The 24578-nt window shown below is 70.2% G+C and carries 25 protein-coding genes; 18 read left to right on the forward strand and 7 right to left on the reverse strand.

From position 1 onward, the window contains the following. The 3 genes from VGD44_RS05185 to VGD44_RS05195 form a co-directional block, all read left to right on the forward strand. Positions 1-472 (forward strand): GAF domain-containing protein (locus tag VGD44_RS05185; protein ID WP_331084580.1); only part of this gene is annotated, 472 nt, incomplete at its 5' end. A 290-nt stretch (positions 473-762) separates the two neighbouring features. After that, on the forward strand, positions 763-1935 hold the full coding sequence (locus VGD44_RS05190; RefSeq protein ID WP_331084582.1) for an acetyl-CoA C-acetyltransferase: 1173 nt from the start codon (positions 763-765) through the stop codon (positions 1933-1935). A 74-nt stretch (positions 1936-2009) separates the two neighbouring features. Then, a complete protein-coding gene (locus VGD44_RS05195; protein WP_331084583.1) occupies positions 2010-2702 on the forward strand; it encodes an SDR family NAD(P)-dependent oxidoreductase in 693 nt (230 codons plus the stop codon). Between the two features lie 143 nt (positions 2703-2845). On the opposite strand, the gene VGD44_RS05200 is transcribed toward VGD44_RS05195, so the two are convergent. Continuing rightward, on the reverse strand, positions 2846-3433 hold the full coding sequence (locus VGD44_RS05200; RefSeq protein ID WP_331084585.1) for a metalloregulator ArsR/SmtB family transcription factor: 588 nt from the start codon (positions 3431-3433) through the stop codon (positions 2846-2848). A gap of 179 nt (positions 3434-3612) precedes the next feature. Here VGD44_RS05200 and VGD44_RS05205 point away from each other — a divergent pair, with 179 nt between their 5' ends. Genes VGD44_RS05205 through VGD44_RS05215 form a run of 3 tightly spaced genes read left to right on the forward strand, consistent with a single transcriptional unit; the run spans position 3613 to position 6876 of the window. Then, positions 3613-5667 (forward strand): TonB-dependent receptor plug domain-containing protein, encoded by a 2055-nt coding sequence (locus tag VGD44_RS05205; RefSeq protein ID WP_331084587.1) that lies wholly within the window; start codon positions 3613-3615, stop codon positions 5665-5667. Between the two features lie 17 nt (positions 5668-5684). Beyond that, positions 5685-6410 carry an FkbM family methyltransferase gene (locus VGD44_RS05210; protein WP_331084589.1) on the forward strand — a complete coding sequence of 242 codons (726 nt, stop codon included), beginning with the start codon at positions 5685-5687 and terminating at the stop codon, positions 6408-6410. Between the two features lie 40 nt (positions 6411-6450). After that, positions 6451-6876 (forward strand): VOC family protein, encoded by a 426-nt coding sequence (locus tag VGD44_RS05215; protein WP_331084591.1) that lies wholly within the window; start codon positions 6451-6453, stop codon positions 6874-6876. On the opposite strand, the gene VGD44_RS05220 is transcribed toward VGD44_RS05215, so the two are convergent. Then, the gene (locus VGD44_RS05220; protein ID WP_331084593.1) at positions 6873-9236 is read right to left on the reverse strand and encodes a penicillin acylase family protein; all 2364 of its coding nucleotides are present in this window, start codon (positions 9234-9236) and stop codon (positions 6873-6875) included. The genes VGD44_RS05215 and VGD44_RS05220 overlap by 4 nt on opposite strands. A gap of 120 nt (positions 9237-9356) precedes the next feature. On the opposite strand from VGD44_RS05220, the gene VGD44_RS05225 reads away from it, so the two are divergent. The 3 genes from VGD44_RS05225 to VGD44_RS05235 all read left to right on the forward strand — a co-directional run bounded on the left by VGD44_RS05225 (position 9357) and on the right by VGD44_RS05235 (position 10806). Beyond that, a complete protein-coding gene (locus VGD44_RS05225; protein WP_331084595.1) occupies positions 9357-9725 on the forward strand; it encodes a VOC family protein in 369 nt (122 codons plus the stop codon). A 2-nt stretch (positions 9726-9727) separates the two neighbouring features. After that, the gene (locus tag VGD44_RS05230; protein ID WP_331084597.1) at positions 9728-10096 is read left to right on the forward strand and encodes a VOC family protein; all 369 of its coding nucleotides are present in this window, start codon (positions 9728-9730) and stop codon (positions 10094-10096) included. A gap of 149 nt (positions 10097-10245) precedes the next feature. After that, positions 10246-10806 carry a GNAT family N-acetyltransferase gene (locus VGD44_RS05235; RefSeq protein WP_331084599.1) on the forward strand — a complete coding sequence of 187 codons (561 nt, stop codon included), beginning with the start codon at positions 10246-10248 and terminating at the stop codon, positions 10804-10806. 194 nt (positions 10807-11000) lie between these two features. Here VGD44_RS05235 and VGD44_RS05240 read toward each other — a convergent pair whose 3' ends face one another. Further along, a complete protein-coding gene (locus VGD44_RS05240) occupies positions 11001-12314 on the reverse strand; it encodes a sorbosone dehydrogenase family protein (protein WP_331084601.1) in 1314 nt (437 codons plus the stop codon). A gap of 101 nt (positions 12315-12415) precedes the next feature. On the opposite strand from VGD44_RS05240, the gene VGD44_RS05245 reads away from it, so the two are divergent. Continuing rightward, positions 12416-13582: an acyl-CoA dehydrogenase family protein gene (locus VGD44_RS05245; protein WP_331084603.1), complete on the forward strand. Its 1167-nt coding sequence runs from the start codon at positions 12416-12418 to the stop codon at positions 13580-13582. Next, positions 13583-14656 carry an acyl-CoA dehydrogenase family protein gene (locus VGD44_RS05250; RefSeq protein WP_331084605.1) on the forward strand — a complete coding sequence of 358 codons (1074 nt, stop codon included), beginning with the start codon at positions 13583-13585 and terminating at the stop codon, positions 14654-14656. Here VGD44_RS05250 and VGD44_RS05255 read toward each other — a convergent pair. Continuing rightward, positions 14653-16131 carry an amidase gene (locus tag VGD44_RS05255; protein ID WP_331084607.1) on the reverse strand — a complete coding sequence of 493 codons (1479 nt, stop codon included), beginning with the start codon at positions 16129-16131 and terminating at the stop codon, positions 14653-14655. The two genes, VGD44_RS05250 and VGD44_RS05255, sit on opposite strands and share 4 nt — an antisense overlap. A 77-nt stretch (positions 16132-16208) precedes the next feature. Beyond that, on the reverse strand, positions 16209-16391 hold the full coding sequence (locus VGD44_RS05260) for a DUF3008 family protein (RefSeq protein ID WP_331084609.1): 183 nt from the start codon (positions 16389-16391) through the stop codon (positions 16209-16211). A 95-nt stretch (positions 16392-16486) separates the two neighbouring features. On the opposite strand from VGD44_RS05260, the gene VGD44_RS05265 reads away from it, so the two are divergent. From VGD44_RS05265 to VGD44_RS05290, 6 genes are all read left to right on the forward strand, one after another. After that, a complete protein-coding gene (locus VGD44_RS05265) occupies positions 16487-17290 on the forward strand; it encodes a potassium channel family protein (RefSeq protein ID WP_331084612.1) in 804 nt (267 codons plus the stop codon). 263 nt (positions 17291-17553) lie between these two features. Further along, positions 17554-18063: a sigma-70 family RNA polymerase sigma factor gene (locus VGD44_RS05270; RefSeq protein ID WP_331084614.1), complete on the forward strand. Its 510-nt coding sequence runs from the start codon at positions 17554-17556 to the stop codon at positions 18061-18063. Further along, entirely contained in the window at positions 18060-18497 is a 438-nt protein-coding gene (locus VGD44_RS05275; protein ID WP_331084616.1) for a cupin domain-containing protein, read from the forward strand. The genes VGD44_RS05270 and VGD44_RS05275 overlap by 4 nt, the downstream gene beginning before the upstream one ends. After that, positions 18494-18736 carry a response regulator gene (locus VGD44_RS05280; protein WP_414694615.1) on the forward strand — a complete coding sequence of 81 codons (243 nt, stop codon included), beginning with the start codon at positions 18494-18496 and terminating at the stop codon, positions 18734-18736. The genes VGD44_RS05275 and VGD44_RS05280 overlap by 4 nt, the downstream gene beginning before the upstream one ends. 136 nt (positions 18737-18872) lie before the next feature. Next, entirely contained in the window at positions 18873-19142 is a 270-nt protein-coding gene (locus tag VGD44_RS05285) for a hypothetical protein (RefSeq protein ID WP_331084618.1), read from the forward strand. 75 nt (positions 19143-19217) lie between these two features. Beyond that, on the forward strand, positions 19218-21170 hold the full coding sequence (locus VGD44_RS05290) for a hypothetical protein (protein WP_331084620.1): 1953 nt from the start codon (positions 19218-19220) through the stop codon (positions 21168-21170). Here the strand turns inward: VGD44_RS05290 and VGD44_RS05295 are convergent. Continuing rightward, a complete protein-coding gene (locus VGD44_RS05295; RefSeq protein WP_331084622.1) occupies positions 21167-22732 on the reverse strand; it encodes an AMP-binding protein in 1566 nt (521 codons plus the stop codon). The genes VGD44_RS05290 and VGD44_RS05295 overlap by 4 nt on opposite strands. Before the next feature lie 83 nt (positions 22733-22815). Here VGD44_RS05295 and VGD44_RS05300 point away from each other — a divergent pair, with 83 nt between their 5' ends. Next, positions 22816-24255, forward strand: a complete 1440-nt coding sequence (locus tag VGD44_RS05300; protein ID WP_331084624.1) for an amidase family protein — start codon at positions 22816-22818, stop codon at positions 24253-24255. Here the strand turns inward: VGD44_RS05300 and VGD44_RS05305 are convergent. Continuing rightward, on the reverse strand, positions 24234-24578 hold a 345-nt coding region (locus VGD44_RS05305; RefSeq protein WP_331084626.1), incomplete at its 5' end, for an AraC family transcriptional regulator. The genes VGD44_RS05300 and VGD44_RS05305 overlap by 22 nt on opposite strands.

Below are 24578 nucleotides of genomic sequence, written 5' to 3' on the forward strand. Positions count from 1 at the left end.
CGAGAAGGCCGCGCGGTACGCCGCCGTGGCCGAGGAGATCGGTGCGGTGCTCGACGGCGAGCCGAATGTCGTCGCGCGGATGGCGACGGTGAGCTCGATGCTGGCCAACAGCTTCGAGAGCTATTTCTGGACCGGGTTCTACGTGGTCGATCCTGCGAAGGCGGCCGAGCTGGTCGTGGGGCCGTACCAGGGGACGCTGGGCTGCATGCGGATCGCCTTCGGGCGCGGGGTGTGCGGGACGGCGGCGGCGGAGCGGAAGACGCAGTTGGTGCCGGACGTGCATGCGTTCCCGGGGCACATCGCCTGCGACGGGCGTTCGGCGAGCGAGATCGTGGTGCCGGTGTTCGACGCTGCGGGCGAGTTGATCGCCGTGTTCGACGTGGACTCCGACCGGCCGGCGGCCTTCGACGAGGTCGACCAGGCGTGGCTGGAGAAGATCCTGGCGGCGACGTTTTCTACCTCCCCCGCGTAGCGGCGGGAGGGGGACCGATCGCGGAGCGCAGCGAAGAGCGGTTGGTGGAGGGCGCGAGCTTCAGGCTCGTAGGATCGACAGGCTGTCTTGAACTCAGTTGAGGAGGCTCGCCCCCTCCACCACCCGCTCTGCGGCGGGCGGTCCCCCTCCCGCCGGCGCTGCCGCGACGGGGGAGATGAGACAACGGACGTGACGTGCGCGTCACGTCCGTTGTCTTCCGCAAGGGCGCCCTCCTATCAATCCGCGCGACGCGCCGGAGGCGGCGCAAATGGAGCATTGGGAGCAGTAGTATGGCCGAGGCCTATATCGTCGCCGCAACCCGTACCGCCGGCGGCCGCAAGGGCGGCCGCGTGCGCGGCTGGCACCCCGCCGACCTGGGCGGCGCGGTCCTGAACGAGCTCTTGGACCGCACGTCGATCGACCCGGCCGCGGTCGAGGACGTGGTGATGGGCTGCGTCATGCAGGTGGGCGAGCAGTCGACCAACGTGGCGCGCAACGCGGTGCTGGCCTCGCGCCTGCCGGAAAGCGTGCCGGGCACCTCCGTCGACCGCCAGTGCGGGTCGTCGCAGCAGGCGCTGCATTTCGCCGCCCAGGCGGTGATGAGCGGCACCATGGACGTGGTGATCGCCTCGGGGGTCGAGAGCATGACCCGCGTGCCGATGGGCCTGTCGGTGTCGCTGCCGGCCAAGGAAGGCTTCGGCATCCCGAAGAGCCCCCGCCAGGAGGAGCGCTATCCGAACATCCAGTTCAGCCAGTTCATGGGCGCCGAGATGGTCGCCGAGAAGTACGGGCTGACGAAGGACCAGCTGGACGAGTTCGGCTACCTCAGCCACCAGCGTGCGATCGCCGCGACCCAGGCCGGCGCGTTCAAGGACGAGATCCTGGCCATCGACGGCGTGGACGCCGAGGGCGGCACGGTGCGCCATGACGTCGACGAGGGCATCCGCTTCGACGTGAGCCTCGACGGCATGAAGGGCGTGAAGCTGCTGCGCGAGGGCGGCCGGATCACGGCTGCCACCTCCAGCCAGATCTGCGACGGCGCCTCGGGCGTGATGATCGTCTCGGAGAAGGCGCTGAAGGAGCACAACCTGACGCCGCTGGCCCGCGTCCACCACCTGTCTCTCCTGGGCCACGACCCGGTGATCATGCTGGAAGCCCCGATCCCGGCGACCGAGCGGGCGCTGAAGAAGACGGGCCTGAGCATCGACGACATCGACCTGTTCGAGGTGAACGAGGCCTTCGCCTCGGTGCCGGTGGCGTGGCTGCAGAAGACGGGCGCCGACCCGGAGCGGCTGAACGTCAACGGCGGCGCCATCGCGCTCGGCCACCCGCTGGGCGCCTCGGGCACCAAGCTGATGACCACGCTGCTCTATGCGCTGAAGGCCCGTGGCAAGAAGTATGGTCTGCAGACGATGTGCGAAGGCGGCGGCATGGCCAACGTCACGATCGTCGAACGCCTCTAGCGTTCCCGCACGAAATCGGCTTTCGAGGAGCGGCCGAGGGCGACCCCGGCCGCTTCTTCTTTCGGGGACAGGTCATGGCCGGACGGGTGATCGCGATCACGGGCGCCTTTGGGGTGCTGGGGCAGGCGGTGGCGAAGGCCGCTGCGGCGCAGGGCGACCGGCTGGCGCTGATCGACTACGCGCCGGACGCGCCGGCGGGGTTGCCGGGCGGGCCGGACGTGATGGTCCAGGGCGGCGTGGACCTGACCGATCCCGTCCACGCCGGCGCGGCGATGGATGCAGTGGTCGAGCGGTTCGGCGGCATCGACGCGCTGCTCAACATCGCCGGCGGCTTCAAGTGGGAGACCGTGCAGGACGGCTCGATCGAGAGCTGGCCGCAGATGTACCGGCTGAACGTGCTGACCGCGACCAACGCCAGCCGCTCGGCGATCCCGCACCTGAAGCGCAGCGCCGCCGGCCGGATCGTCAACGTGGGCTCGTCGGCTGCGCTGAAGGCGGCGCTGGGCATGGGGTCGTATGCGGCGTCGAAGGCTGGCGTGCACGCGTTGACCCAGGCGCTCGCCGAGGAACTGAAGGGCGACGGGGTGACGGTGAATGCCGTGCTGCCGTCGATCCTGGACACGGCGATCAATCGCGCCGACATGCCGAACGCCGATTTCTCGACCTGGGTGCAGCCGAGCGACCTGGCGGCGGTGATGCTGTTCCTGGCGAGCGAGGCGGCGACCGCGGTGACCGGCGCGCTCGTGCCGGTGACGGGGCGGGTCTAGTCCCTCCCTTAATGGGGAGGGACAGGCGGCGCAGCCGCCAGGGTGGGGAGTGTTGATCACCCACCCACGCCTGCGCTCCGGTCCACGCTTCCCCACCCTGCTCGCCTTCGGCGAGCATCCCTCCCCATTAAGGGAGGGAAGGGCTACTCCGGCTTCGCGTCCGCGAACCCCCTCCACTCCGCTTCGGGCAGACGCCAGTAGACGCCGGCCTCGCGGGCCATCATGCTGGCGCCGATGAGCTCGCGGCGCAGGGTGGCGCTGTCCCAGTGGTGGCGCTGGATGGTCTCGTTGACCGCGCGCTCGGGGTAGCGGGCGCCCTCGGCGAACTTTTCGGCCAGCCACTTCAGGACCACCCAGCGCTTGCGGCGGCTGGCGGGGATGGTCAGGGCGCCGTCCGGGGCGACGAAGGTGGCGAGTATGCGGTCCTCCCACGTCTCCTCGGGGGCCAGCGCGGCGGGGTCTTGGTCGAGCAGTCGGCGGTTCATCTGGGCGAGCGCGCCGGGCTTCAGCGAATGCCAGCGCATGACGCCGTCCGGGCGCACGGCGACGAGGCCCAGGTCCTTCAGCACCGCGAGGTGGTGCGAGACGGTGGGCTCCTTGAGGCCGAGCACCTCGGCCAGTTCCTGCACGGTGTGCTCGCCGTGCGCGAGCAGGCCCACGAGCTTCAGGCGGCTCTCGTTGGCCATGGCCTTGAAGAAGGCGAGGAGGGCGGTGACGTCGGCTTCGGGCATGGGTGCTATCCATAGATCAATGTCTAATTAGACAGCTATCGATGTACTTGCAAGGGTTCCGTGACGTCGCTGTTACGCGAAAGCCGCACCGGAGTTTCGAAATCGAGCGGTCAAGTGAACGCCGGTAGCTTGAGCGTCCGAGGTGGGCGAAGCTGGGCCTCTGGGAGGAAACCCCGAAGATGGGTCCTTGGGTGATCATCGCCGCGGCGGTCGCGCCGCCGGCGGCCGAAGCGGCTGCGCCGCCGGCCGCGCCTGCGCCGGGCGAGGCCAGCCGCGGCGTGATCGCCTATCCGCCCGCCTTCTTCGCCGACGTGCGGCCGCAGAGCGCCTACGACATGGTGGTGCGGCTGCCGGGCTTCACGTTCGACAAGGGCTCCACCGTCCGCGGCCTGGAGGGCTCGGGCGGCAACGTGCTGATCGACGGCCACCCGCCGCTCGCCAAGAACGACACGCTGGAGGATATCCTGCGGCGGATCCCGGCGAGCTCGGTGGCGCGGGTGGAGGTGGTGCGCGGCGGCGCGCCCGGCATAGACATGGAAGGCCGCACCGTGGTGGCCAACGTGGTGCGCCGCCAGCAGGCCGGCTTCCGCGGCGCGGTGCAGCCCTACGTCGACTTCGTCTACGACAACCGCATCCTGCCCGGCGTGCGGTTCGAGGGGCAGTGGAGCCTGGGCGGCGGCCGCTCGGCCGAGTTCAGCCAGACGTTCAGCACCGGCCACTTCCCGAACGACGAGTACGGGGACGGCGGCCGGGTGCGGACCTCGGCCGCCGGCGTGAGGCTGATCGATTCCGACATCGACGCCGATTCCCACGGCCACCGGATCCAGTCGACGGGCGCCTTCACGACGCCGTTCCTGGGCGGCCAGCTGAACCTCAACGGCGCGATCCAGTTCAACATGGGCTGGTTGGAACTCTACGACACCGACAAGCGCACCGGCGCGGTGGAGTACGAGAAGGCGCCCAACAAGCGCGGCCAGCACGAGGCGGGCGCGCGATTCACGCAGCGGCTGTCGAACACGGTGGGGCTGGAGGCGCTGCTCTTCCAGCAGGTGTTCCTGCAGGACCAGCGCTCGCACTTCCAGGCGCCGGGCCTGACCCGCGACTTCGCCCTGGACCGCAAGACCTACGAGACGGTGGGGCGGGTGCAGTTCAACCTGACGCCCGCGGCCGGGATCAAGATCGAGGCGGGGACCGAGGGGGCCTACAACCGCCTCGACAGCCAGACGTCGCTGGCCGTGAACGGGCAGCCCGTGGCGCTGCCGGCCGGCGACGTGCTGGTGGAGGAGTTGCGGGGCGAAGCCATCGTGCGCGGCACCTGGCAGGCGACGCCGAAGCTGACGCTGGAGGCGGGCGCGCGGCACGAGGTGTCGCGCGTGACCTCGGAAGGCGACGTGGAGCTGGAGAAGTCGCTGTCGTTCCTGAAGCCCCGCGCGGCGCTGACCTGGACGCCGGACGGCAAGACGCAGGTGCGCCTGCGGGTCGAGCGCGAGGTGGGCCAGCTCAACTTCGACGACTTCGTGGCCTCGCCGCAGGTGGCGTCCACGGGGGTCGTCGTGGTGGGCAATCCCGACCTGACGCCGCAGCAGGCGTGGGTCTACGAGGCGGCGGTGGAGCGCAGCTTCTGGAAGGACGGAGCCATCGTGCTCACCTACCGGCGCTTCGACCTGACCGATGTGGTCGACCGCATCCCGATCGTCTCGCCCGCGGGCGTCATCCTGGCCGACGCGCCGGGCAACATCGGCAGCGGGACGAAGACCGAGATCGCCGCCGGGATCACCGTGCCGCTGGACCGGCTGGGTCTGAAGGCGGCGCAGCTCAAGGGACAGGCGACCTGGCGCGACACCAAGGTGCTGGATCCGCTGACGTCGTCGAACCGGCAGATCTCGACCCTGCATCCGGTGGACTGGGAGGCGCACTTCACCCAGGCGATCCCGCAGTGGCGGATGACCTGGGGACTGGACCTGTTGGGCGGCATCCGCGAGCGGGTGTTCCGGCTGACCGAGGTAGAGACGAAGAAGATCTCGCCGTACCTGATCCTGTTCGCCGAGTTCCGGGTCCAGCCTGACGCGACGCTGCGCATCGAGGCCAACGGCATCAACATGCGCAACTCCAAGCGCATCCGCGAGGTCTACGTCGGCCCGCGCAGCCTGGGGCAGCTGAACTTCACCGACTACCGTGACCTTGAGTGGGGCGGGAACCTGATGATCCGGCTGCGCAAGACGTTCGGCGGATAAGCGGTTATCCAGGCGCCATGGCCCGACTGAGCTATGCCGAGGCGCTGGACCTGCTGGTGCTGCTGCGCGACCACGCGGGGCCCGAGCATCCCGACGAGCAGATGCGGTTCATCCACTTCTGCCTGGAGCGGCTGCCGAAGAGCGCCGCGCAGCTGCTGCAGGACCTGTGGGTGGCCTACGAGACGGGCGAGCGGCGGAACGGCTGGTTCGCGGAGTTCGGCGCCTGGGACGGGGCGCACCACTCCAACACCCTCTACCTGGAGCGCGAGCTGGGCTGGACCGGCGTGCTGGCCGAGCCGATGCGGCTTGCGCACGCGCGGCTGGCTGAGCGCAAGGCGGGGATCGACAAGCGCTGCGTCTGGATCGAGAGCGGCAAGCGGCTCCTGTTCAACGAGTGCGACCCGCCGGTGCACTCGACCATCGACGCCTACTCGGACGGCGACATGCATGCGCCGAGCCGGCGGGGCGGGACGCGCTACGAGGTGGAGACGGTGTCGCTGAACGATCTCCTGACGGAGTGGCAGGCGCCGCGGCGGATCGACTACCTGTCGGTGGACACCGAGGGCTCCGAGCTCGACATCCTGCGCGCCTTCGACTTCGACGCCTGGGAGGTCGGGCTGATCAGCGTCGAGCACAACTACACGACCCGGCGCGAGGGGCTCTTCGAACTGCTGACCGCCAAGGGCTTCCGGCGGAAGTTCGAGGCGCTGTCGCGGGCGGACGACTGGTACGTGCGGGCCTGAGAACCGACCCGGCGCGTTGTCCTCGGCGACAGGAGGCCCCATGCAGCAGCAGATTTCGGTGATCACCCTGGGCGTCGCCGACCTGGCGCGCTCGAAGCGCTTCTACATCGAGGGCTTCGGCTGGCGGCCGGTGTTCGAGAACGCGGAGATCGCCTTCTACCAGATGAACGGGCTTGTGCTCGGCACCTGGCTGAAGGCGGCGCTGGAGGCCGACATGGGCGGGCGCCGCACGGTCGGGCCCGGCGGCTTCGCCCTGGCGCACAACGTGGCGAGCGCGGCCGAGGTGCAGCCGCTGCTGGACCGGCTGGCGGCGGCGGGCGGCAAGATGCTGCGCAGGGGCGACGCGCCGCCGCACGGCGGGTTCCGCGGCTACGTCGCCGACCCCGACGACCACGCCTGGGAGATCGCCCACAACCCGGCCTGGCCAATCAGCGCAGAGGGGTACGTGCGGTTCGCGACGGGCTAGTTCGCCGGTGTCAGCTTCATCACCACTTCTGCATCGCCTTCGACGGCCCCGCGGCTGAAGCGGAGGGGCACGTACGCGCCGCCGGCCCAGAGGGGGAAGAGGTCGCGGTAGTGGGGGCTGGTGGGGTCGCCGGACTGGCCAGGGGTGTTGATGGCCATGGAGTTGTCCCAGGCGCCCACGTCGAGGACGAACCGCACCGAGGCGCCCGAGGTCTGGCGGAAGTCTTCGGTCCGGAAGGTGGCGGCGCGCGGGGTCGAGGCCGAGCCCGGGACCTGCAGCGGGCCGACGGTCATCTGCGCAGCCAGCGCCGGGTCGGCGAGCACCGCGACGGCCGGGACGAACTGGGCCTGGTGCAGGCGGCCCCAGGTCCAGCCGTAGGTGTGGTGGCTGAGCCGGGTCGTCAGCTCGGCCAGGGCGGACTTGAGGCTGGAGAGCAGGATCGGGTCGCGGACGGCCGCCGGCTGGGCCTCCAGCCAGGTGAGGATCGGGTCCGGGGTGCTGCCGATCAGCGAGCGGGCGGCCTCGGGCGCTGCGGCGGCGGCCACGGCGCGGCCGAGGTGCTTGTTCGCCCACGTTTCGTAGATCGCGGCGGCGGCGCTGTTGGTGGTCTCGGCGCCGTCCCAGCGCTTCAGGAAGTTGAGCGCCGCGGTCATCTGCGGGTCGGTGGAGGTCAGCGACTGGACCAGCGCCACGGCGCGGCGCGCCTGGGGGCTGACGCTGTCGGTCTGCAGGGCCATGGAGTCGGCCAGCGTGACCTTGGGCAGCTTGTCGAGCACCTCGTGGATGCGGTCCGACCGTGAGCGGTCGGCCCACTCGAAGCCCAACTGGCGCGCGGTGCGCGGGTAGGCGGGCTCGGCCGGGATGTTCATGGCGTTGGCGGTGGCGAAGTAGCCGGCGGCCGGGTTCTTCATCGTGGGCAGGCCGCCGTCCTCGAGGAAGCCCTTCCACTCGTAGCGGCCGTCGCCGGGGACGGGCATCAGGCCGTCCCAGCCCACGCGGACGGGCGTGCGCGCCGCCACGGCCCAGCCGATGTCGCCCTTGGTGTCGGCGTAGACCAGGTTCAGCGGCGGGGCGCCCCAGCGATTGCGGGCGGTCTGGAAGTCGTCCCAGCCCTTGGCGCGCCACATCCGCGACGAGCCGAAGTAGCCCGAGAGGCCGGGCTCGTTCCACACGGTGCGGATGGCGAAGGCGCGGGTGGCGTCCTGCCAGACGACGGGACCGTGGCGGGTGAAGCGGAGCTCGACCTCCTGGGCCGGCCCGCCCTTGACCTCGATGGTCTCGCGGACCGTCCGCATGGGCTCGAAGCCACCTTTGTAGCGGTAGGCGGCGCCGCGGACCTCGTAGGCGTAGAGGTCTTCCTGATCGACGTAGTTGATCGTGATGGCAAAGGCCGTTGTCCCGTTGTGGCCCATGGAGACCCCGGGCAAGGCCGGCTCCCCCGCCCCGATGATCGACAGTCCCGGCGCGTCGAGGTGGGCGAGGTAGCGCAGCGAGGGGACGCCGACCGGCCGGTGCGGGTCGCCCGCCAGGATGGGGCGGCCGGTGGCGCTGCGGCCGGCGGAGATCGTCCAGTTGTTCGAGCCCTCGGCGGAACGCTCGTCGATCACCTGGGCGAGTTCAGCGGGCGCCTCGGACTTGCCGGCGAGCGCGGCGAAGCTGACGGGCTGGGTCGCCCGCACGTAGTCGACCAGCACGTCCGCCGGCACGCGGCAGGGATCGAGACCCTTGGGAACGGTCACCTTGTGCGCCGGCTCCAGCTTGCGGCGCAGCGTGTCGGCCGCGAGGCCGCCGGCGCAGATGGTGCGCGCGCGGGCGACCTCGGAGGTGACGTTGTTGACCAGCGCGTGGCTGCGGATGCGCAGGATGTCCTCCGGCTTCCAGTCTTCGGGCTGGCTCCTGGTCAGCGCGAACTCGACGGGCAGGGGGCGCTTGCCGGCGCGGACGTCGGCCACATAGGCGTTCACGCCGGCGGCGAAGGCCTCGACGGCCTCGCGGCCGATCGGGTCGTAGGCCGCCCACTCGGCCGCCATGTCGCCGCGGTAGAGGAAGAGGCGCGCGGCGCGGTCCTGGGCGACGTAGGCGGGGCCGAGGCTGGCGGAGAGGCGGCCGAGGCCCCGCTTGCGCCAGAGGTCGATCTGCCAGAGGCGGTCGCGGGCGGCGTTCCAGCCCTGCAGGAAGAAGGCGTCACGCGGCGTCTTCGCGTAGATGTGCGGGATGCCCCAGCGGTCGACGATGAGCTCGGCGGGCTGCGAGAGGCCGGGCACGGCGGCGGCTTCCTGGCGGACGGCCGACGACATCTCGGCGTGAGCGCCACTGGCGCCCAGCACGACGGCCACGCCAGCGGCAAGACCCTTCAGCATCCCCTCGCTCCCTCTTTTGGAGGATACTGGACCGGTCAGATGGGCGGCGTCCACGTCGCGGCTTGCGTTGCCGCGCAGGTCATCGGCTAGGGTCCCGCTTCCATTGGGAAGGGCAAAGAAATGATCGGCTACGCAACCATCGGCGCGAACGACCTGGAACGCGCCACCAAGTTCTACGACGCGGTGCTGGCGCCGCTGGGCGGCAAGCGCGCCTTCGCCAATGAGCGCATGCAGTTCTACATGGGCGGCTCGGCGCCGGGCATGCTGGCGATCTGCAAGCCCTACGACGAGCAGCCGGCCTCGGTGGGCAACGGCAGCATGTTCGGCCTGGCCGCCGGTTCGCGCGAACAGGTCGACGCGACGCATGCCGCCGCCCTGGCCGCGGGCGCCGCCGATGAAGGGGCCCCAGGCGCGCGGACCGACAACTTCTACGGCGCGTACTTCCGCGACCCGGACGGCAACAAGATCTGCGTCTTCAAGATGGGCTGAGGGTGATCGGCTACACCACCCTCGGCGTGATGGACCTCGAGCGGGCCAAGGCGTTCTATGACGCCGTGCTGGCCCCGCTCGGGGGACGGCGCACGCTGACCTACGAGCGTTCGCAGTACTACGGCGGCCCCGGCCGCGGCGCGATGCTGGGCATCACCCTGCCGCACGACGGCGGGCCGCAGAGCGTGGGCAACGGCGTGATGGTGGCGCTGAGCGCCGACACGCCGGACGCGATCCATGCCGTGCACGCGGCGGCGATGGCGGCCGGCGGGATGTGCGAAGGCCCGCCGGGCGACCGGGGCGGCGGCTTCTACGGGGCCTATTTCCGCGACCTGGACGGCAACAAGCTCTGCGTCTTCAAGATGGGGTGAGGGCTTCCCTCCTCCTCTCTTGAGCGTCATGGCCGGGCTTGTCCCGGCTATCCAGAAGCACCGAGGTTGAAGGCTGAGACCGCCGGGGCGACGCCTGCGTGCCTGGATCCCGGGACAAGCCCGGGGATGACGAGGTTCTGGGAGGGGCTTTGTTACTGGAACTGAAGAAGCCTTCGCTGGAGCTGCTGCCCGGGTTTGTGGACGCGCTGCAACGCGGCTGGTCGCGGGACAACATCGGGCTGGAGAGGACCATCGCGGCCGACCTGAAGCGGATCGCCGAGGACGCCGCCGCGTTCGTCGCGTCGCTGGACGACGTCGAGGCCAAGGGCGAGCCGATCGAGCTGCCCGACGGCAGCATGGTCCAGCGGCTGCCGGGCTATTACCGCTGGCTCTGGGACGGCGAGTTCTGCGGCTCGATCGGCTTCCGCTGGCAGCCGGGAACTAGCGCGCTGCCGGCGCACGTGTTCGGGCACGTGGGTTACGGCGTCGTGCCGTGGAAGCGGGGGCGGGGCTATGCGAGCGAGGCGGTGCGGCTGCTGCTGCCCGACTGCCGGGCGCGCGGGCTGGCGTACGTGGAGCTCACCACCGACCCGGACAACGTCCCCTCGCAGAAGGTGATCACCAGCAACGGCGGCGTGCTGGTCGAGACCTTCGAGATGCCGAAGGCGTACGGCGAGGGGCTGAAGGTGAGGTACCGGATAGCGTTGTAGGGACTCCATCACCCCACCCTTGTCATCCCGGTTTCGCCGTCAGGCGAAGACCGGGACCCATTGAGCTCGGCGTTGAAAGGAAGGGCGCGGGCGTCGGCGCCGCGAACAACCACGGAGCGCAGCGCCCAATGGGTCCCGGTCTTTGGCTGCGCCAAAACCGGGATGACAAGCGTGGGGGAGCAGCGCTGGGCCTCCTACTGCGCCGCCACCCGCCAGACAATGCCGCCGACGTCGTCGGCCACCAGTAGGGCGCCTTTGCTATCCACGGCGACGCCGACCGGGCGGCCCTGGATCTTGTTGTCGGCGTTGAGGAAGCCGGAGAGGAAGGCCTGCGGCGGCATCTGCGGGCGGCCGTTCGCGAAGGGTACGAAGACGACGCGGTAGCCGTTGAGCGGCTGGCGGTTCCACGAGCCGTGCTGGCCGATGAAGGCGCCGCCCCGGTACGGCGCCGGGAAGGCGTTCGCGCGGTAGAAGGTGAGGCCCAGCGAGGCGGTGTGGGCGCCCAGGCCGTAATCCGGCTGGATCGCGGTGGCCACCAGGTCGGGGCGCGGCGGCTTCACGCGCGCATCCACGATGCGGCCCCAGTAGCTGTAGGGCCAGCCGTAGAAGCCGCCGTCCTTCACGCTGGTGAGGTAGTCGGGCGGCACGTCGTTGCCGATCTCGTCGCGTTCGTTGACGACGGTCCAGGGGACGCCGGTGGTCGGTTCGAAGTCGAGGCCGTTGGGGTTGCGCAGGCCGGTGGCGAAGAGGCGGTTCTGGCGGCTGGCGATGTCGTAGACCCAGACCGCGGCGCGGCCTTCCTCGGCGGCCATCCCGTTGTCGCCGATGTTGGAGTTGGAGCCGACGGTGGCGAACAGCTTCGACCCGTCGGGGCTGGCGACGACGTTCTTCGTCCAGTGGTGGTTGATGGGCGGGCCGGGCAGGTCGAACACCTTGGTCCCGCGGCCGCTCACCTGCGTCTGGCCGGGCTGGTAGGGGAAGCTCACCACGCCGTCGGCGTTGGCGACGTAGAGGGTGTCGCCGGCCAAGGTCATGCCGAACGGCGAGGAGAGGCCCTGGGCGAAGGTGGTCTTGGTCTCGGCCAGGCCGTCGCCATCGGCGTCGCGCAGCAGGGTGATGCGGTTGGGGCTGGGGACGGCCGACTTCACCTTCTTCATCAGCCGCTTCTTGAACCAGCCCTTGATGCCGCGGTTCATCCGGTTGCCTTCGCTGGGCGGGGCTGCGCCCTGGGCGGCCAGGACGTCGCCGTTGGGCAGCACCAGCAGCCAGCGCACGTGGTCGAGGCCCTCGGCGTAGCGGGTGACGGTGAAGCCCGGCGGCGCCGTGGGCGCGGCGCCAGCCGGCCAGCCCACCACGTCGGGCACGCCGATCGGTGGGATCAGGCTGGTCTGCGGCGCGGGCAGGCTTGGATTGGGCCCGAAGCCCACGAAGGGATCGTTTGAGCCAGGTGTCGAGCTGCAGGCCGCGACGCACACGGTCACGGCGAGCGCCGGCCATAGCGGTCGCATCGGCGCCTCCGGGAGATCAGTGGAACGCCAAACGCTTACGCGACGGCGCCGTTGCCTCGATGCCCGAAAGGCGGTGCAGTGGTTCAAGAGGTGAGGAAAAAATGGACCTGACGCTGACGCCGGAACTGGCGGCCTTCCGCGACGAAGTGCGGGCCTTCCTGGAGGCGCACAAGGACGAGCACGAGGCCGGCGCGCCGAAGGACCCGAAGGCCTGGCAGCGGCTGTTGATCGACAACGGCTATGCGGCCCGGACCATCCCGAAAGAGTACGGCGGCTATGGCGCCGAGCCCGACATCCTGAAGAGCCGCATCATCGCCGAGGCGTTCATCGCGGCCGGAGCGCCGCGTGGGATGGCCGGGCAGGGCATCTCGATGCTCGTGCCGACCCTGCTGGAGGTGGGGTCCGAGGAGCAGAAGAAACGGTGGATCGGCCCGACGCTCCGCGGCGAGGTGATCTGGTGCCAGGGGTACTCTGAGCCGGGGGCGGGCTCGGACCTCGCCAACCTGCAGACCAAAGGTGTCGAGCAAGGTGAAGATTTTCTCATAAGTGGCCAAAAAATATGGACAAGTACGGCGGCTCAGGCGGACATGATGTTCTGCCTGGTGCGCACCGAGCCCGACAAGCCGAAGCATGAGGGGATCAGCTACATCCTGTTCCCGATGTCGACGCCGGGGATCGAGGTGCGGCCGCTGAAGACCATGACGGGCCACGCCGAGTTCAACGAGGTGTTCTTCACCGACGTGCGGGTACCGCAGGCCAATGTGGTGGGCGGGCGCGGCCGGGGCTGGTTCGTGGCCAACACGACGCTGAAGCACGAACGGGGCATGCTGGGCGATCCGAACGCCACAGAAGCCCGGCTCAAGGCGCTGATCGACCTGATGAAGTCCGAGACGGTCGACGGCCAGCGGATCATCGACAACCCGATCTTCCGCGACCGGCTGATGCAGCTGCAGGCCCGTGTGCTGTCGATGAAGTTCAACGGCCTGCGGGTGCTGACCGACGACACGGCGGGGCTGGCGCGGCTGGTCGTGAAGCTGCAGGGCTGCGAGCTGAACCACCAGGTGGCGGCGCTGGCGATCGACGCCCTGGGCGAGCTGGGGATCCTCTACCACGACGGACCGCACCTCAGAGCCAAAGGCGGCTGGCAGCGGAACTACATGTTCGACCTCGGCCTGATCATCGGGGGCGGCACGGCGCAGATCCAGAAGAACATCATCTCGGAGCGGGGCTTGGGCATGCCGCGCGAGCCGAAGGTCGTGGGGGCCTAGATGCGGTTCGCGTTGTCGGAAGATCAGACGCTGCTGCAGGACAGCCTGAAGCGGGCGCTGGGCGACCTGTCGCCGCTGGAGCGGGTGCGGAAGTTCGCCGATGGCGGCGAGGCGACCGCGCCCGACGTCTGGGCGGGGCTCTCCGAGCTGGGGCTGCCGGGGCTGCTCGTGCCGGAGGAGCATGGCGGGCTGGGCCTGGGGCTGCTGGAAGCGGCGCTGGCGGCCGAGGCGTTGGGCCGGGTGGTGGCGCCGACGCCGTTCCTGGGCTCGGCAGTGCTGGCGCCGCTGGCGCTGAAGCTGGCGGGGACGGACGAGCAGAAGCGGGCGTGGCTGCCAAAGCTGGCGGCGGGCGAGGTCACGGCGGGCGCGGCGATCTCCGAGCCCATCGCCGGCGCACGTGACGGGGCCGGCGTGAGCGCCGAGGGCGGCAAGCTCACCGGCAAGGCGCTGTTCGCGCTGGACGCGGTGGACGCGGGGCTGCTGGTGGTGGCCGACCGGTCGGGCGGGTTGCACCTGGCGACCGGTGCGGACGGGACCGAGGCGCTGCCGGGCATCGACGCGACGCGGCGGCTGTCCGAGCTGACATTCAAGGGCCGCGCGGCCGAGGCGCTCGCCTCGAACCAGGCGCTGGAGCGGCTGCGCGACGCGGCGTGGGTGATGCTGGCGGCCGACACGCTGGGCGCCTGTCAGGCGATGCTGGACAAGGCCGTGGAGTACGCCAAGGAGCGCAAGCAGTTCGGCCGCACCATCGGCAGCTTCCAGGCCGTGAAGCACCTGTGCGCCGAGATGGCCGCCGAGCTGGAGCCGACGCGCGCGCTGGTCTGGTACGCGGCCTACGCCTTCGACAACGCGCCGGACGAGGCGCCGCTGATGGCGGCGCATGCCAAGGCGCACACCTCGGAGATCGGCCGGTTCATCGCGCGCACGGCCACCGAGGTGCACGGCGGCATCGGCATGACCGACCTCCTGGGCCTGCACTACTGGTTCAAGCGCATCGGCCAGAACCGGCAGCTGCTGGGCGGGCCGGAGAAGGTGCGCGAGATCGCGGCGCGGATGCAGGGGCTGGCGGCTTAGAGCGCCGGCGTTCTGTGCGCCCAGGGCTGGGCGGCTTCGAGCTGGTAGGCGAGCTGGAAGAGGAGGGCTTCCTCGCCGACCCGGCTCCAGAACTGCGTGCCGACCGGAAGGCCGGTGTCGGTCCAGTGCAGCGGGACGCTCATCGCCGGGGCGCCGACGACGTTGTGGTAGGTGGTGTAGCCCACGTACTCGATCAGGCGCTGGATCAGGGTGTCGAACGGCACGTCGGGGCCGATGAAGCCGAGGGGCGGCGGCGGGCTGGCCAGCACCGGCGACATGACCACATCGAAGCGGTTGGTGACGAAGAAGGGGTCGTAGGCCAGCGCGCCCGTCTTCAGCCGCGCGATGGCCGCGGGCAGGGCGTCGGGCGGGGCCTTGCGGGACATCTCGGCCATGCCGAGGCTGAAGTTCTCCAGGATGGTGTTGTCGACCGGCCGGCCGCCGGTGAACCGGGCGATGTTGTCGGCGATGCTTCTCGCGCCCGCGGCCCAGACCAGCAGGAAGTCGTTGATGAAGGTAGGCGCGGTCGGCCACTTCGTCGGCACGACGGTGTGGCCGAGGCCGCGCATCAGTTTCGCGGCGTTCTCGATGGACGTGCGGACCTCGGGCGAGGGGGCGTGGCCGGCGCCGCCGTCGATCAGCAGGCCGACGCGCAGGCGGCGCTTCAGCGAATGGGTGACCAGGCCCACGGGCGGGTGCTGGGCGCCGGGGCCGACATCCTCGCTGCCGGCGAACATCACCGCGGAGTCGCGGATCGAGCGCGAGAGGATGTGCTCGACGCCGAGGTCCGTGATTTCGCGGTCGTCGCGTGTGCCGATCATCCGGGCGCGCGACGGCTTCAGGCCGAAGACGCCGCAGCAGGAGGCCGGGATGCGGATCGAGCCGCCGCCGTCGTTGGCGTGGGCTATGGGGGTGACGCCGGCCGCCACCGCCACGCCGGCGCCGCCGGAAGAGCCGCCGCTGGAGCGGCTGGGGTCCCAGGGATTGCGGGTGGGGCCGAAGGCGGTGGGCTCGGTGGTGGGCAGGAAGCCGAACTCGGGTGTGGCCGACTTGCCGATGACGATCAGGCCGGCGCGGTCGAAGCTGTCGATGTAGGGCGGCTGGCGGGTCTCGCGCGGGAGCGGCAGGCCCGAGCGCGAGCCGGAGCGGGTGGGCAGGCCCGCGTAGGGATTGAGGTCCTTGATCAGGAATGGGACGCCCGCGAACGGCCCGGTCTGGCCGCCGGCCTTCGCCTTGGCGACCGCGCGGTCGAAGTCCGAGGCGACGATGAAGTTGAGCTTGGGCTGGAGCTTAAGCGCCTTGTCGATGGACGCGGCCACGACCTCGGAGGCCGAGACCTTGCCGGCCTTGATCTGGGCCGCGGTTTCGACCGCGTCGGGCCAGGGCGACTTGACCGCCGGCGCCTTGGCGTGGGCCTGGGCGGCCAGCGCCGCGAACGAAAGGCCGCCGAGCGCGCGCCGGGTGATCTCAGCCATGGTGTTCCCCTCCGACCCGGTTTTCGCACCGGGTTCGAAAGGGAGCTTCGCCGCTGGGGGCTCAGGGCCGCAAGCGTCTAGTGCTTCACATGCTCGGGCTTACCCTTGCGCTTGGTGGAGGCCATCTTCTCGAGCTCGGACTCCGACATCGACATCATCGACTTCGAGGCGCCCTTGAGCTTGCTCTTCGGCGTGTCGCCCCGCTTGGCGGACAGCGCCGCGCCGGCGGCCTTCTGCTGGGCGGCGGACTTGGCGGGCATGGGGATATTTCTCCTGATTTCCACGCTGTTGCGTACGAGACGGATGAACCCGCATCCTTGCCGAGGGTTCACGGCTCAGGCTGACGGAGGCGACGGTGGCGCAGGAGACGGCCGAGAACCCCGGGCGGCGGCGCAAGCTGCCGCGGTTGCGCGCCCGGCTGCGCGAGCTGTACCACGGGACGACGCCCGAGGCGGTGCGGTTCCGGCTGTGGGTGATCGCGATCGACTTCCTGCTGATCGCCTTCTTCATCGCCGCGCCGTTCCTGCGGGATTATCCGGCCTATCTCATGGTCGACTACGCGGTGGCGCTGGTGCTGGCGGCGGACATCGGGGCCCGCGCGCTGGCCGACAGCAGCGTGCGCTCCTTCCTTCGGCGGTTCAGCGTCTGGGTCGACCTGTTCGTGCTGGTGACGCTGCTGTTCCCGATGGCGCTGTTCAACCTGGCGTTCCTGCGGGTGCTGCGGCTGTGGTCGCTGTTCCACAGCGACCTCTTCTGGGAGACGGTGGGCCGGCGCTACGACGACACACGGGTGGAGGACATATCGAAGTCGCTGGCCACGCTGGTGACCTTCATCTTCGTGGCGACGGGCTTCGTCTACGCCAGCTTCGCCCGCGGCCATCCCGAACTCGACGGCTATGTGGACGCGCTCTACTTCACCGTGACCACGCTGACGACCACCGGCTTCGGGGACATCACCCTGCCGGGCACTTACGGCAGGCTGCTGACCGTCGTGATCATGATCAGCGGCATCACGCTGTTCGTGCGCTTCGCCCAGACCCTGATCCGCCCGTACAAGGTCCGCTTCCTTTGCCCGACCTGCGGACTGATGCGGCACGACCCGGACGCCGTCCACTGCAAGGCGTGCGGCGAGCTGTTGAATATACCGAATGAGGAGTGAAGTTATAGGTCTATAGGGTGCGCGAAATCATCACCCAAATATATTGAGCGTCATCTAACACGTTACTTGAGATACGACGTATATCGTTGAGTTTTATCTCGAAATATTGACCCCGAATGCATACTTCGTCGGAAGGCCGACGTACATCGACCGACTGCCAGGCGTCCCAACCGGGTGTCGGGCGGCTCGATCTGTTGGCGGGGGCTACTCCGCGGCCGGTCGAAATGGATGCGGCGGCCACACGACACGGGTATTCGAAGAGCATGCTGGACGAGGTGGAACTCGCGCGCCTGCTGGGCGCGATGGGACGCGGCGACCGCGATGCGGCGCAGGCGCTGTACCGGCTGATCGGGAGCCGGATCTACGGTATCGCCCGGCGAATCCTCAGGGATGCGTCACTGGCCGAGGACGCGGCGCACCAGGCGTTCCTGAAGATCTGGAAGAACGCCCACCGCTTCGACCCGTCGAAGGGCAAGGCCTCGACGTGGATCACCATCGTCGCGCGGCATGCGGCCATCGACTGCCGCCCGCGCGAGACCAGGCAGCTGCCGGACGACCTGGAAGCGCCGCGGCTGGACGAGACCTACGTGCACCCGCGGCTGAAAATCGCGCTGGCGGCGCTGCCCGAGATGCATCGGAACGCCATCCTGCTCATGTATGTATATGGGCTGTCACACTCCGAGCTGGCCGAACGCATGCAGGCTCCGCTCGGAACCGTGAAGAGCTGGGTGCGTCGGGGCGCCGCCGCATTGAAGGAGAGTCTGACGGGATGAGCGGCGAACAGAACCAGGGGCCCTGGTTCGTTGACGAGGAGACCGACCAGTATCTGGCGTCGCTCGACCTCGCCATGCCGGCGGACGAGCCTCCCGATGCGCTGTGGGCGCGGATCGCGGGCAGCCTGGCGGGCGACAAGGGCCACGTAGGCCTGCGCCTGAACGAGGGGCGGTGGCGCGAGTTCGCCCCCGGGGTCGAGTACAAGCGCCTGTGGAACAGGAACACGCTGCTGCTGCGCTGCGCGCCGGGAGCGGCGGTGCCGGACCACGAGCACCGCACCTACGAGCACGCCGTGATGGTGTCAGGCGATCTGATGGTCGAGGACCAGGTCTTCGGACCCGGCGACTACCAGGGGACCCCAGCGGGCGGAACGCACCCCATCTGGCGGACCCGGACGGGTTGTCTCGTGCTGGTGCACTACGAAGCGGCGTGACGTTTAGCGTCGAAAACGGGGCCGAGGCGCTGATGGCGCTGGGCGCCGACACCTTCGACGTGGTGCTGATGGACATGCAGATGCCGGTGATGGACGGGCTGGAAGCCACCCGCCGCATCCGCGAGATCGAGGGCGCGGCCGGCCGGTCGCGGACCCCCGTGGTGATGCTGACCGCAAATGCGCTGCCCGAGCACTTGGCGTGGGACGAACCCGCCGACGAGGCCGCCGCCGCCGTGTGATTGCTCAACTTGAGCGCGACATTAAGCAACATTAGGTGGCGCATGTTACGTCACAGGTGCAGGGTGACTACAACCTGCAGGGAGTCCTCATGCGCAGCGCCGGACGGACCAACCTCCTCCTCTGTGGCCCGACCGCGTGAAGGTCACGCGAACCGTCTGCAGGATCTACGCCGCCATCTGCGCGGCGACGCTGGTGCTGCTGATCATCGGGACGTTGGGCTGGCTGGGGATTCCGGGCCGTCCCGGGGTGCTCCTGGCCGACGTGCTGGGCATGCCGTGGAGCCTCCTGGTGGCGCAGGTGTCGGATGCCGGCGCCGTCGGCAAGGTCGTCATGGGCGCCGCCGCCATGGCGCTGAACCTGGCGATCATCTTCTCGGTCGGACGCTGGCTCACGCGCCGCGCCTGATCGCGCCGCCGCTGCAACATTCGCGAACAAAACCGCTGGTATCGATTCGAAGAACGAGTTCGCGGGAGGAACGCGATGGGACGCGTGTTGGCGACGGCGGCCGTGCTCGCCGCGGGCGCGGTGGCGATCGCAGGGCTGGGTAGCGTGGGGCAGGCGGCGGACCCGCCGGCGGCGACCGTCGACGACTTCCAGCTCACCGACCACACGCGGCTCGCGCACCGGCTCTACTACTTCGGCTATGCGCCGGCGATCGTGCTGATGACCCGCGAGAACGGCTCGGCGGCCTCGAAAGCGGGCGCCGCGGGCCTGCAGAAGCTGGCGGCCGAGCATGGCGGCAAGGGCGTGCTGTTCTACCTGCTGGATTCGAAGCTCGGCGACAGCCGCGACGCGGCGGCGGCCGAGGCGAAGGCGCAGGGGCTCACCATCCCCATCCTGATGGACGAATACCAGCTGGTCGGCGAGCAGCTGGGCGTCACCCGCGAGGGCGAGGTGTTCGTCATCAACCCCAAGACTTGGGCTGTGGCCTATCGCGGTCCGCTGGCGGGCGCGGGCGCGGCGATCGCGGCGGTGACCGCCGGACAGCCGGTGGCGAACGCGCGCGTCGCGCTGACCGAGGGGCGGACCATCGCATTCCCTGAAAAGGAACGCGCCGCGGCCTTCGCGAAGATCTCGTACGCCAAGGAGATCGCCCCGATCCTGCAGGACAAGTGCGTGAGCTGCCACCTGAACGGCGGCATCGGGCCGTTCGCCATGGACAGCTACGACGTGATCAAGGGCTTCGCCCCGATGATCCGCGAGACGGTGCGCACGCGGCGCATGCCGCCCTACTTCGCCGACCCGCACATCGGCACGTTCAAGAACGACCAGGGCCTGACGGCGCAGCAGACGAAGCTGCTGGTCCACTGGATCGAGGCCGGTGCGCCGCGCGGCGAGGGCGCCGATCCGCTGACGGTGAACAAGACCCGCGTGGCCGCCGAATGGCCCGAGAACCTGGGCAAGCCCGACGTGATCGTCGACCTGCCGGCGTTCAAGGTGCCGGCGAGCGGGATCGTCGACTACCAGAACATGCGGGTGGCCAACCCCTTCCCGCAGAACACCTGGCTGCGCGCCATCGCCATGAAGCCGGGCGACCGCCGCGTGCTGCACCACGTGGTGTCGAACCACCGGCCCGACCCCGGCTCGCGGCCGACGATCCCCGGCGGTTCGGTGGGCTCGTACACGCCCGGCGCCCAGCCGCAGATCATGGCCGACGGCGCGGGCGCGCCGGTGCCCGGCGGCGGCCAGCTGAACTTCCAGATGCACTACACGACCATGGGCGCCGAGACGACGGACCAGAGCCAGGTGGGCTTCTACGTGCTGAAGGAGCAGCCGAAGTACGTGAAGCGCTCGGTGGTGATCGGCGACTTCGCGCTGATGATCCCGGCCGGCGCGGCGCGGCACCGGGAGCAGGCCTACCTGACCTTCCCGGCGGACGCGTACCTCTACACGCTCTACCCGCACTCCCACTACCGCGGTTACCACGTGGAGCTGAAGGCGATCCTGCCCGACGGCAGCGAGAAGATGATGCTGTCGCTGCCGAAGTACGACTTCAACTGGCAGCGCGACTACGACCCGGTGAAGCCGATCCTGATCAAGGCGGGCACCAAGCTGGTGGCCACCTGGGTCTACGACAACTCGGCCCACAACCCGGCCAACCCCGACCCTAAGCGCAATGTCACCTGGGGCGAGCAGAGCCACGAGGAGATGATGTACTTCCGCGTGAACTATCGCTGGGCCGACGAGACGGTGGCGAAGCTGCGGAACGACCTGCAGCAGAAGCTGATGAGCTCGATGATGGTGGGCGCGCTGGACGACAACATCGACGGGCTGGTGCAGGCCGGCGAGCTGCGCGGCGGCATGGGCCAGATGCTGAAGGCCCGCTTCGCCGAGCTGGACCGCGACAAGAACGGCGGCCTGGACAACGGCGAGCTCATGGCCATGGGCGGCCGCCGCACCATGCGGGATCAGGTCGAGGTCCCGGACCTCTAGCGTTCGGCCGCCAGCAGCGCTCTGAGTTCGGCCTTGGCGACCTTTTCCAGGGTGGCGCGAGGCAGGGATTCGACCAGGCGGACTTCGTGGGGTCGCTTGAACTCGGCGAGGGCGTCCTTGCAGGCGGCGTGGACGCGGTCGGGCAGGGCGGTGTCGGCGAGGTCCAGCGGGATCACGAAGGCCACGGGCGCCTCGTCCAGCATGGGATGGCGCTTGGCCACAACGGCGACCTCGCGGACGCCGGGCACGCCGGCCACCACGCGCTCGATCTCGGAGGCGGCGACGTTCTCGCCGCCGACCTTCAGCATGTCCTTCGAGCGGTCGGCGAAGTAGAGGAAGCCGTCATCGCCCAGGCGCACGCGGTCGCCGGTGACGAACAGGCCGTCGGGGCGGAAGGCGGCGGCAGTGGCGGCGGGGTCGCCCGCGTACTCCAGGAACAGCGACAGGCCGCGTACGCCGCGGACGTAGAGGTTGCCGGTCTGGCCGGGCGCGACCGGGCGGTCGTCGTCGTCGAGGATGACGATGCCATAGGCGGGCGAGGGGCGACCCATGGACATCGGCGCGTTGGCGTGGCCGGCGGCGCCGACGACGCCGTGGGTGATGGTCTCGGTCATGCCCCACCAGCCAATGGTCTTCACGCCGAAGTGGGCGTCGGTGGGCAACTCGCAGGCGCCGTTGCCCCAGTAGCGGTAGCTATGCGCCGCGGGCTTCGGCTGCTCCATCAGCGCCTTCAGGCAGAAGGGCACCATCGAGGTCCAGGTGCAGCCGTGCTTCAGCGAAGCCGGCCAGAACCGCGAGGCCGAGAAGCGGGGCTGCAGCACCACCGTGGCCCCGGCCCAGAGCGAAGCCAGCACCGAGTAGACCTGGGCGTTGGTGTGGAACAGCGGCAGGTAGACGAGGTGGACGTCGGTGGCCCGCAGGTCCTCATGCATGGCGCTGACGCGGGCGCCCCAAAGCGCGTTGGCGTGGGTCCACAGAACCGCCTTGGGCCGGGCGGTGGTGCCGGACGTGTACTGGATGCCGAAGGGCGCGCGCGGATCGTGCGGGCGGGCCGGCAGGTCGGCCGGATCGCCGTCGATGGCGGCGAACGGCTCGAAGGCGGAGCTGTCGGCCTCGGGCGGCGCGCCGTTGTCGGTGGCGGTGACGGCGAGCCAGCCGAGCTGCGGGGCGGCGCTTCGGACCAGCCCGGCGAAGCGGGGCTGGGTGACGCCGCCGACCGCGCCCGAATGCTGGGCGAAGTAGGCGATCTCGTCCTTGCTGGACTTGGCGTTGGTGGTCACCGCCACGGCGCCGGCGTAGGCGCAGCCCAGCCAGGCCACGAGGAACTCGGGGCAGTTGTCGAGGTGGACCAGCACCCGGTCGCCCGGCTGCACGCCGCGCGCCTGGAGGCCGGCGGCGAAGCGGCGGACGGCCTGTGCGAAGGCGGCGTAGGCGGTCACGGACGGCTCGCCCTGGAACGGCTCCCAGGCGAGGAAGGGGTGGTCGCCGCGACGCTCGGCCTGGGCGTCGACGAGGCTGCGGATGTCCTGGCCTTCGAACGGGGTGAGGGCGGGGGCGGTCATGCGGGGGCCTCTTGCGATCATTGAATTGACCAGATAGTCAGAATTCGCGTGGCGCTCAAGCCCGCGGCGTAACGGAGGCCCCCGTGACCGATTTTCTGGACCAGGACGCGACGTCCCAGCTCGCAGTGCTGGCGGCGGGCGAGGTCTCGTCGGTGGAGCTGCTGGAAGGGGCGCTGGCGCGCTCGGCGGCGATCCACCCGGCGCTGAACGTGGTGGTCGCGAGCGACCCGGAACGCTCGCTGGCGGAAGCGCGGGCGGCGGATGCACGGCGCGCCCGCGGCGAGGCGCTGGGGCCGCTGGACGGCCTGCCGATGACCGTGAAGGACTGCTTCGACGTGGAGGGGCTGCCGGGGGTCTGCGGGTCGCCGCAGCTGGTCGGCCGCGCCTGCGGCGACGCAGCGGCCGTGGCGCGGACGCGGGCGGCCGGCGCGATTGTGTGGGGCAAGACCAACGTGCCGCTGATGCTGGGCGACTGGCAGACGTTCAACGGCGTCTACGGCGTGACCAACAATCCGTGGGATCCGAGCCGGACGCCCGGCGGCTCCTCCGGCGGATCGGCGGCGGCGCTGGCCACCGGCGTCACGGCGCTGGAGATCGGCTCGGACATCGCGGGCTCGCTGCGCGTGCCGGCCAGCTTCTGCGGCGTGTTCTCGCACAAGCCGACCTGGGGCGCGGTCTCGCAGGCCGGGCACATCCCGCCGGCGCCTGGGACAGTTGCGGCGCGGGACCTGAACGTCGTTGGCCCGATGGCGCGGTCGGCGCGGGACCTTGCGCTACTGTTCGGCGTGATCGCCGAGGCGTCGGCGCCGCCCAGGCCGGCCGCTGACCTGCGGGCGCTCCGGATCGGCCTGTGGCTCGACGGCTTCCCGCTGGACCCGGAGGTGCGCGCGGTCATGGACACATTCGTCGCCGACCTCACGGCCGCCGGCGCCTGTCCGCGCCGGATCGAGAGCCCGGTCCCGACCGAGGCGCTGATGGCGGCCTATCGGACCCTGCTGGGCGCCGTGGTCGCCACGGACTTGCCGCCGGAGGTGCAGGCGCGGATCCAGCAGTCTCGGCTGGCTGTCGACCAGGCCGTCCGCGACGGCGCGCCGTCGACGCCGGAGATGCAGTTCTTCCGCGACTTCGCCGCCACCCATGCCGAGTGGCTCGCGGCCGACGAGGTCCGGGCTCGGCTGAGCGGGACGGTGGCGAAGGTCTTCGAGGATCTCGACGTGATCGTGGCCCCCGTCGCGCCGGTGGCGGCCTTTCCGCACCAGCATGGGCCGTTCCTGCAACGACAGCTGCAGACGACCGCCGGCGACAAGCTGCCTTACAACGCGATGCAGACCTGGATCGCGCTAGCGACCGCCTGCCGCCTCCCGGCGACCGTTGTCCCCGCTGGCGTCACGGCGTCGGGCCTGCCGGTGGGCGCGCAGGTGATCGGTCCGCACGGCGGCGACCTCACGACCCTGGCGGTCGCTCGAGCGCTTGACGAGCAGGTCCGGGGGTTCGTGGCGCCTCAGGCGGCGGCGGCGCGGTAGCGCGGGGCGTAGCCGGTCCAGCGCTTGAAGGCGCGGGAGAAGGCGCTGGGTTCGGAGAAGCCCACGAGGTAGGCGGTCTCGTTCACGGAGACCTTCTGGCCGTCGAGGTAGTGCAGGGCCATGCGGTGGCGCAGGTCGTCCATCACCGTCTCGAAGGTGACGCCCTCGGCCTTGAGCTTGCGGTAGAGCGTCTGGCGCGACAGGCCCATCTTGCCGGCGATCAGGTCGATGCCGAGCTCGCCCGTGTGGAGCAGGGGGATGGCGTGGGCCTCGACCTGGCCGCGGACGGTGCGGCTGGTCTCCAGCTCGGCCAGCAGCTTCTC

The organism is Phenylobacterium sp. (assembly GCF_036402295.1).
In the GTDB taxonomy this organism is placed as follows: Bacteria; Pseudomonadota; Alphaproteobacteria; order Caulobacterales; family Caulobacteraceae; genus Phenylobacterium.

What these genes read in the sequence shown, in the direction of transcription:
- VGD44_RS05270 (WP_331084614.1), top strand. Translation starts at nt 17,554, where the DNA reads ATGCTGGACGAGGTGGAACTCGCGCGCCTGCTGGGCGCGATGGGACGC.
- VGD44_RS05210 (WP_331084589.1), top strand. Translation starts at nt 5,685, where the DNA reads ATGGCCCGACTGAGCTATGCCGAGGCGCTGGACCTGCTGGTGCTGCTG.
- VGD44_RS05240 (WP_331084601.1), bottom strand. Translation starts at nt 12,314, where the DNA reads ATGCGACCGCTATGGCCGGCGCTCGCCGTGACCGTGTGCGTCGCGGCC.
- VGD44_RS05195 (WP_331084583.1), top strand. Translation starts at nt 2,010, where the DNA reads ATGGCCGGACGGGTGATCGCGATCACGGGCGCCTTTGGGGTGCTGGGG.
- VGD44_RS05245 (WP_331084603.1), top strand. Translation starts at nt 12,416, where the DNA reads ATGGACCTGACGCTGACGCCGGAACTGGCGGCCTTCCGCGACGAAGTG.
- VGD44_RS05190 (WP_331084582.1), top strand. Translation starts at nt 763, where the DNA reads ATGGCCGAGGCCTATATCGTCGCCGCAACCCGTACCGCCGGCGGCCGC.
- VGD44_RS05200 (WP_331084585.1), bottom strand. Translation starts at nt 3,433, where the DNA reads ATGCCCGAAGCCGACGTCACCGCCCTCCTCGCCTTCTTCAAGGCCATG.
- VGD44_RS05250 (WP_331084605.1), top strand. Translation starts at nt 13,583, where the DNA reads ATGCGGTTCGCGTTGTCGGAAGATCAGACGCTGCTGCAGGACAGCCTG.
- VGD44_RS05225 (WP_331084595.1), top strand. Translation starts at nt 9,357, where the DNA reads ATGATCGGCTACGCAACCATCGGCGCGAACGACCTGGAACGCGCCACC.
- VGD44_RS05255 (WP_331084607.1), bottom strand. Translation starts at nt 16,131, where the DNA reads ATGGCTGAGATCACCCGGCGCGCGCTCGGCGGCCTTTCGTTCGCGGCG.
- VGD44_RS05290 (WP_331084620.1), top strand. Translation starts at nt 19,218, where the DNA reads ATGGGACGCGTGTTGGCGACGGCGGCCGTGCTCGCCGCGGGCGCGGTG.
- VGD44_RS05295 (WP_331084622.1), bottom strand. Translation starts at nt 22,732, where the DNA reads ATGACCGCCCCCGCCCTCACCCCGTTCGAAGGCCAGGACATCCGCAGC.
- VGD44_RS05215 (WP_331084591.1), top strand. Translation starts at nt 6,451, where the DNA reads ATGCAGCAGCAGATTTCGGTGATCACCCTGGGCGTCGCCGACCTGGCG.
- VGD44_RS05260 (WP_331084609.1), bottom strand. Translation starts at nt 16,391, where the DNA reads ATGCCCGCCAAGTCCGCCGCCCAGCAGAAGGCCGCCGGCGCGGCGCTG.
- VGD44_RS05220 (WP_331084593.1), bottom strand. Translation starts at nt 9,236, where the DNA reads ATGCTGAAGGGTCTTGCCGCTGGCGTGGCCGTCGTGCTGGGCGCCAGT.
- VGD44_RS05275 (WP_331084616.1), top strand. Translation starts at nt 18,060, where the DNA reads ATGAGCGGCGAACAGAACCAGGGGCCCTGGTTCGTTGACGAGGAGACC.
- VGD44_RS05205 (WP_331084587.1), top strand. Translation starts at nt 3,613, where the DNA reads ATGGGTCCTTGGGTGATCATCGCCGCGGCGGTCGCGCCGCCGGCGGCC.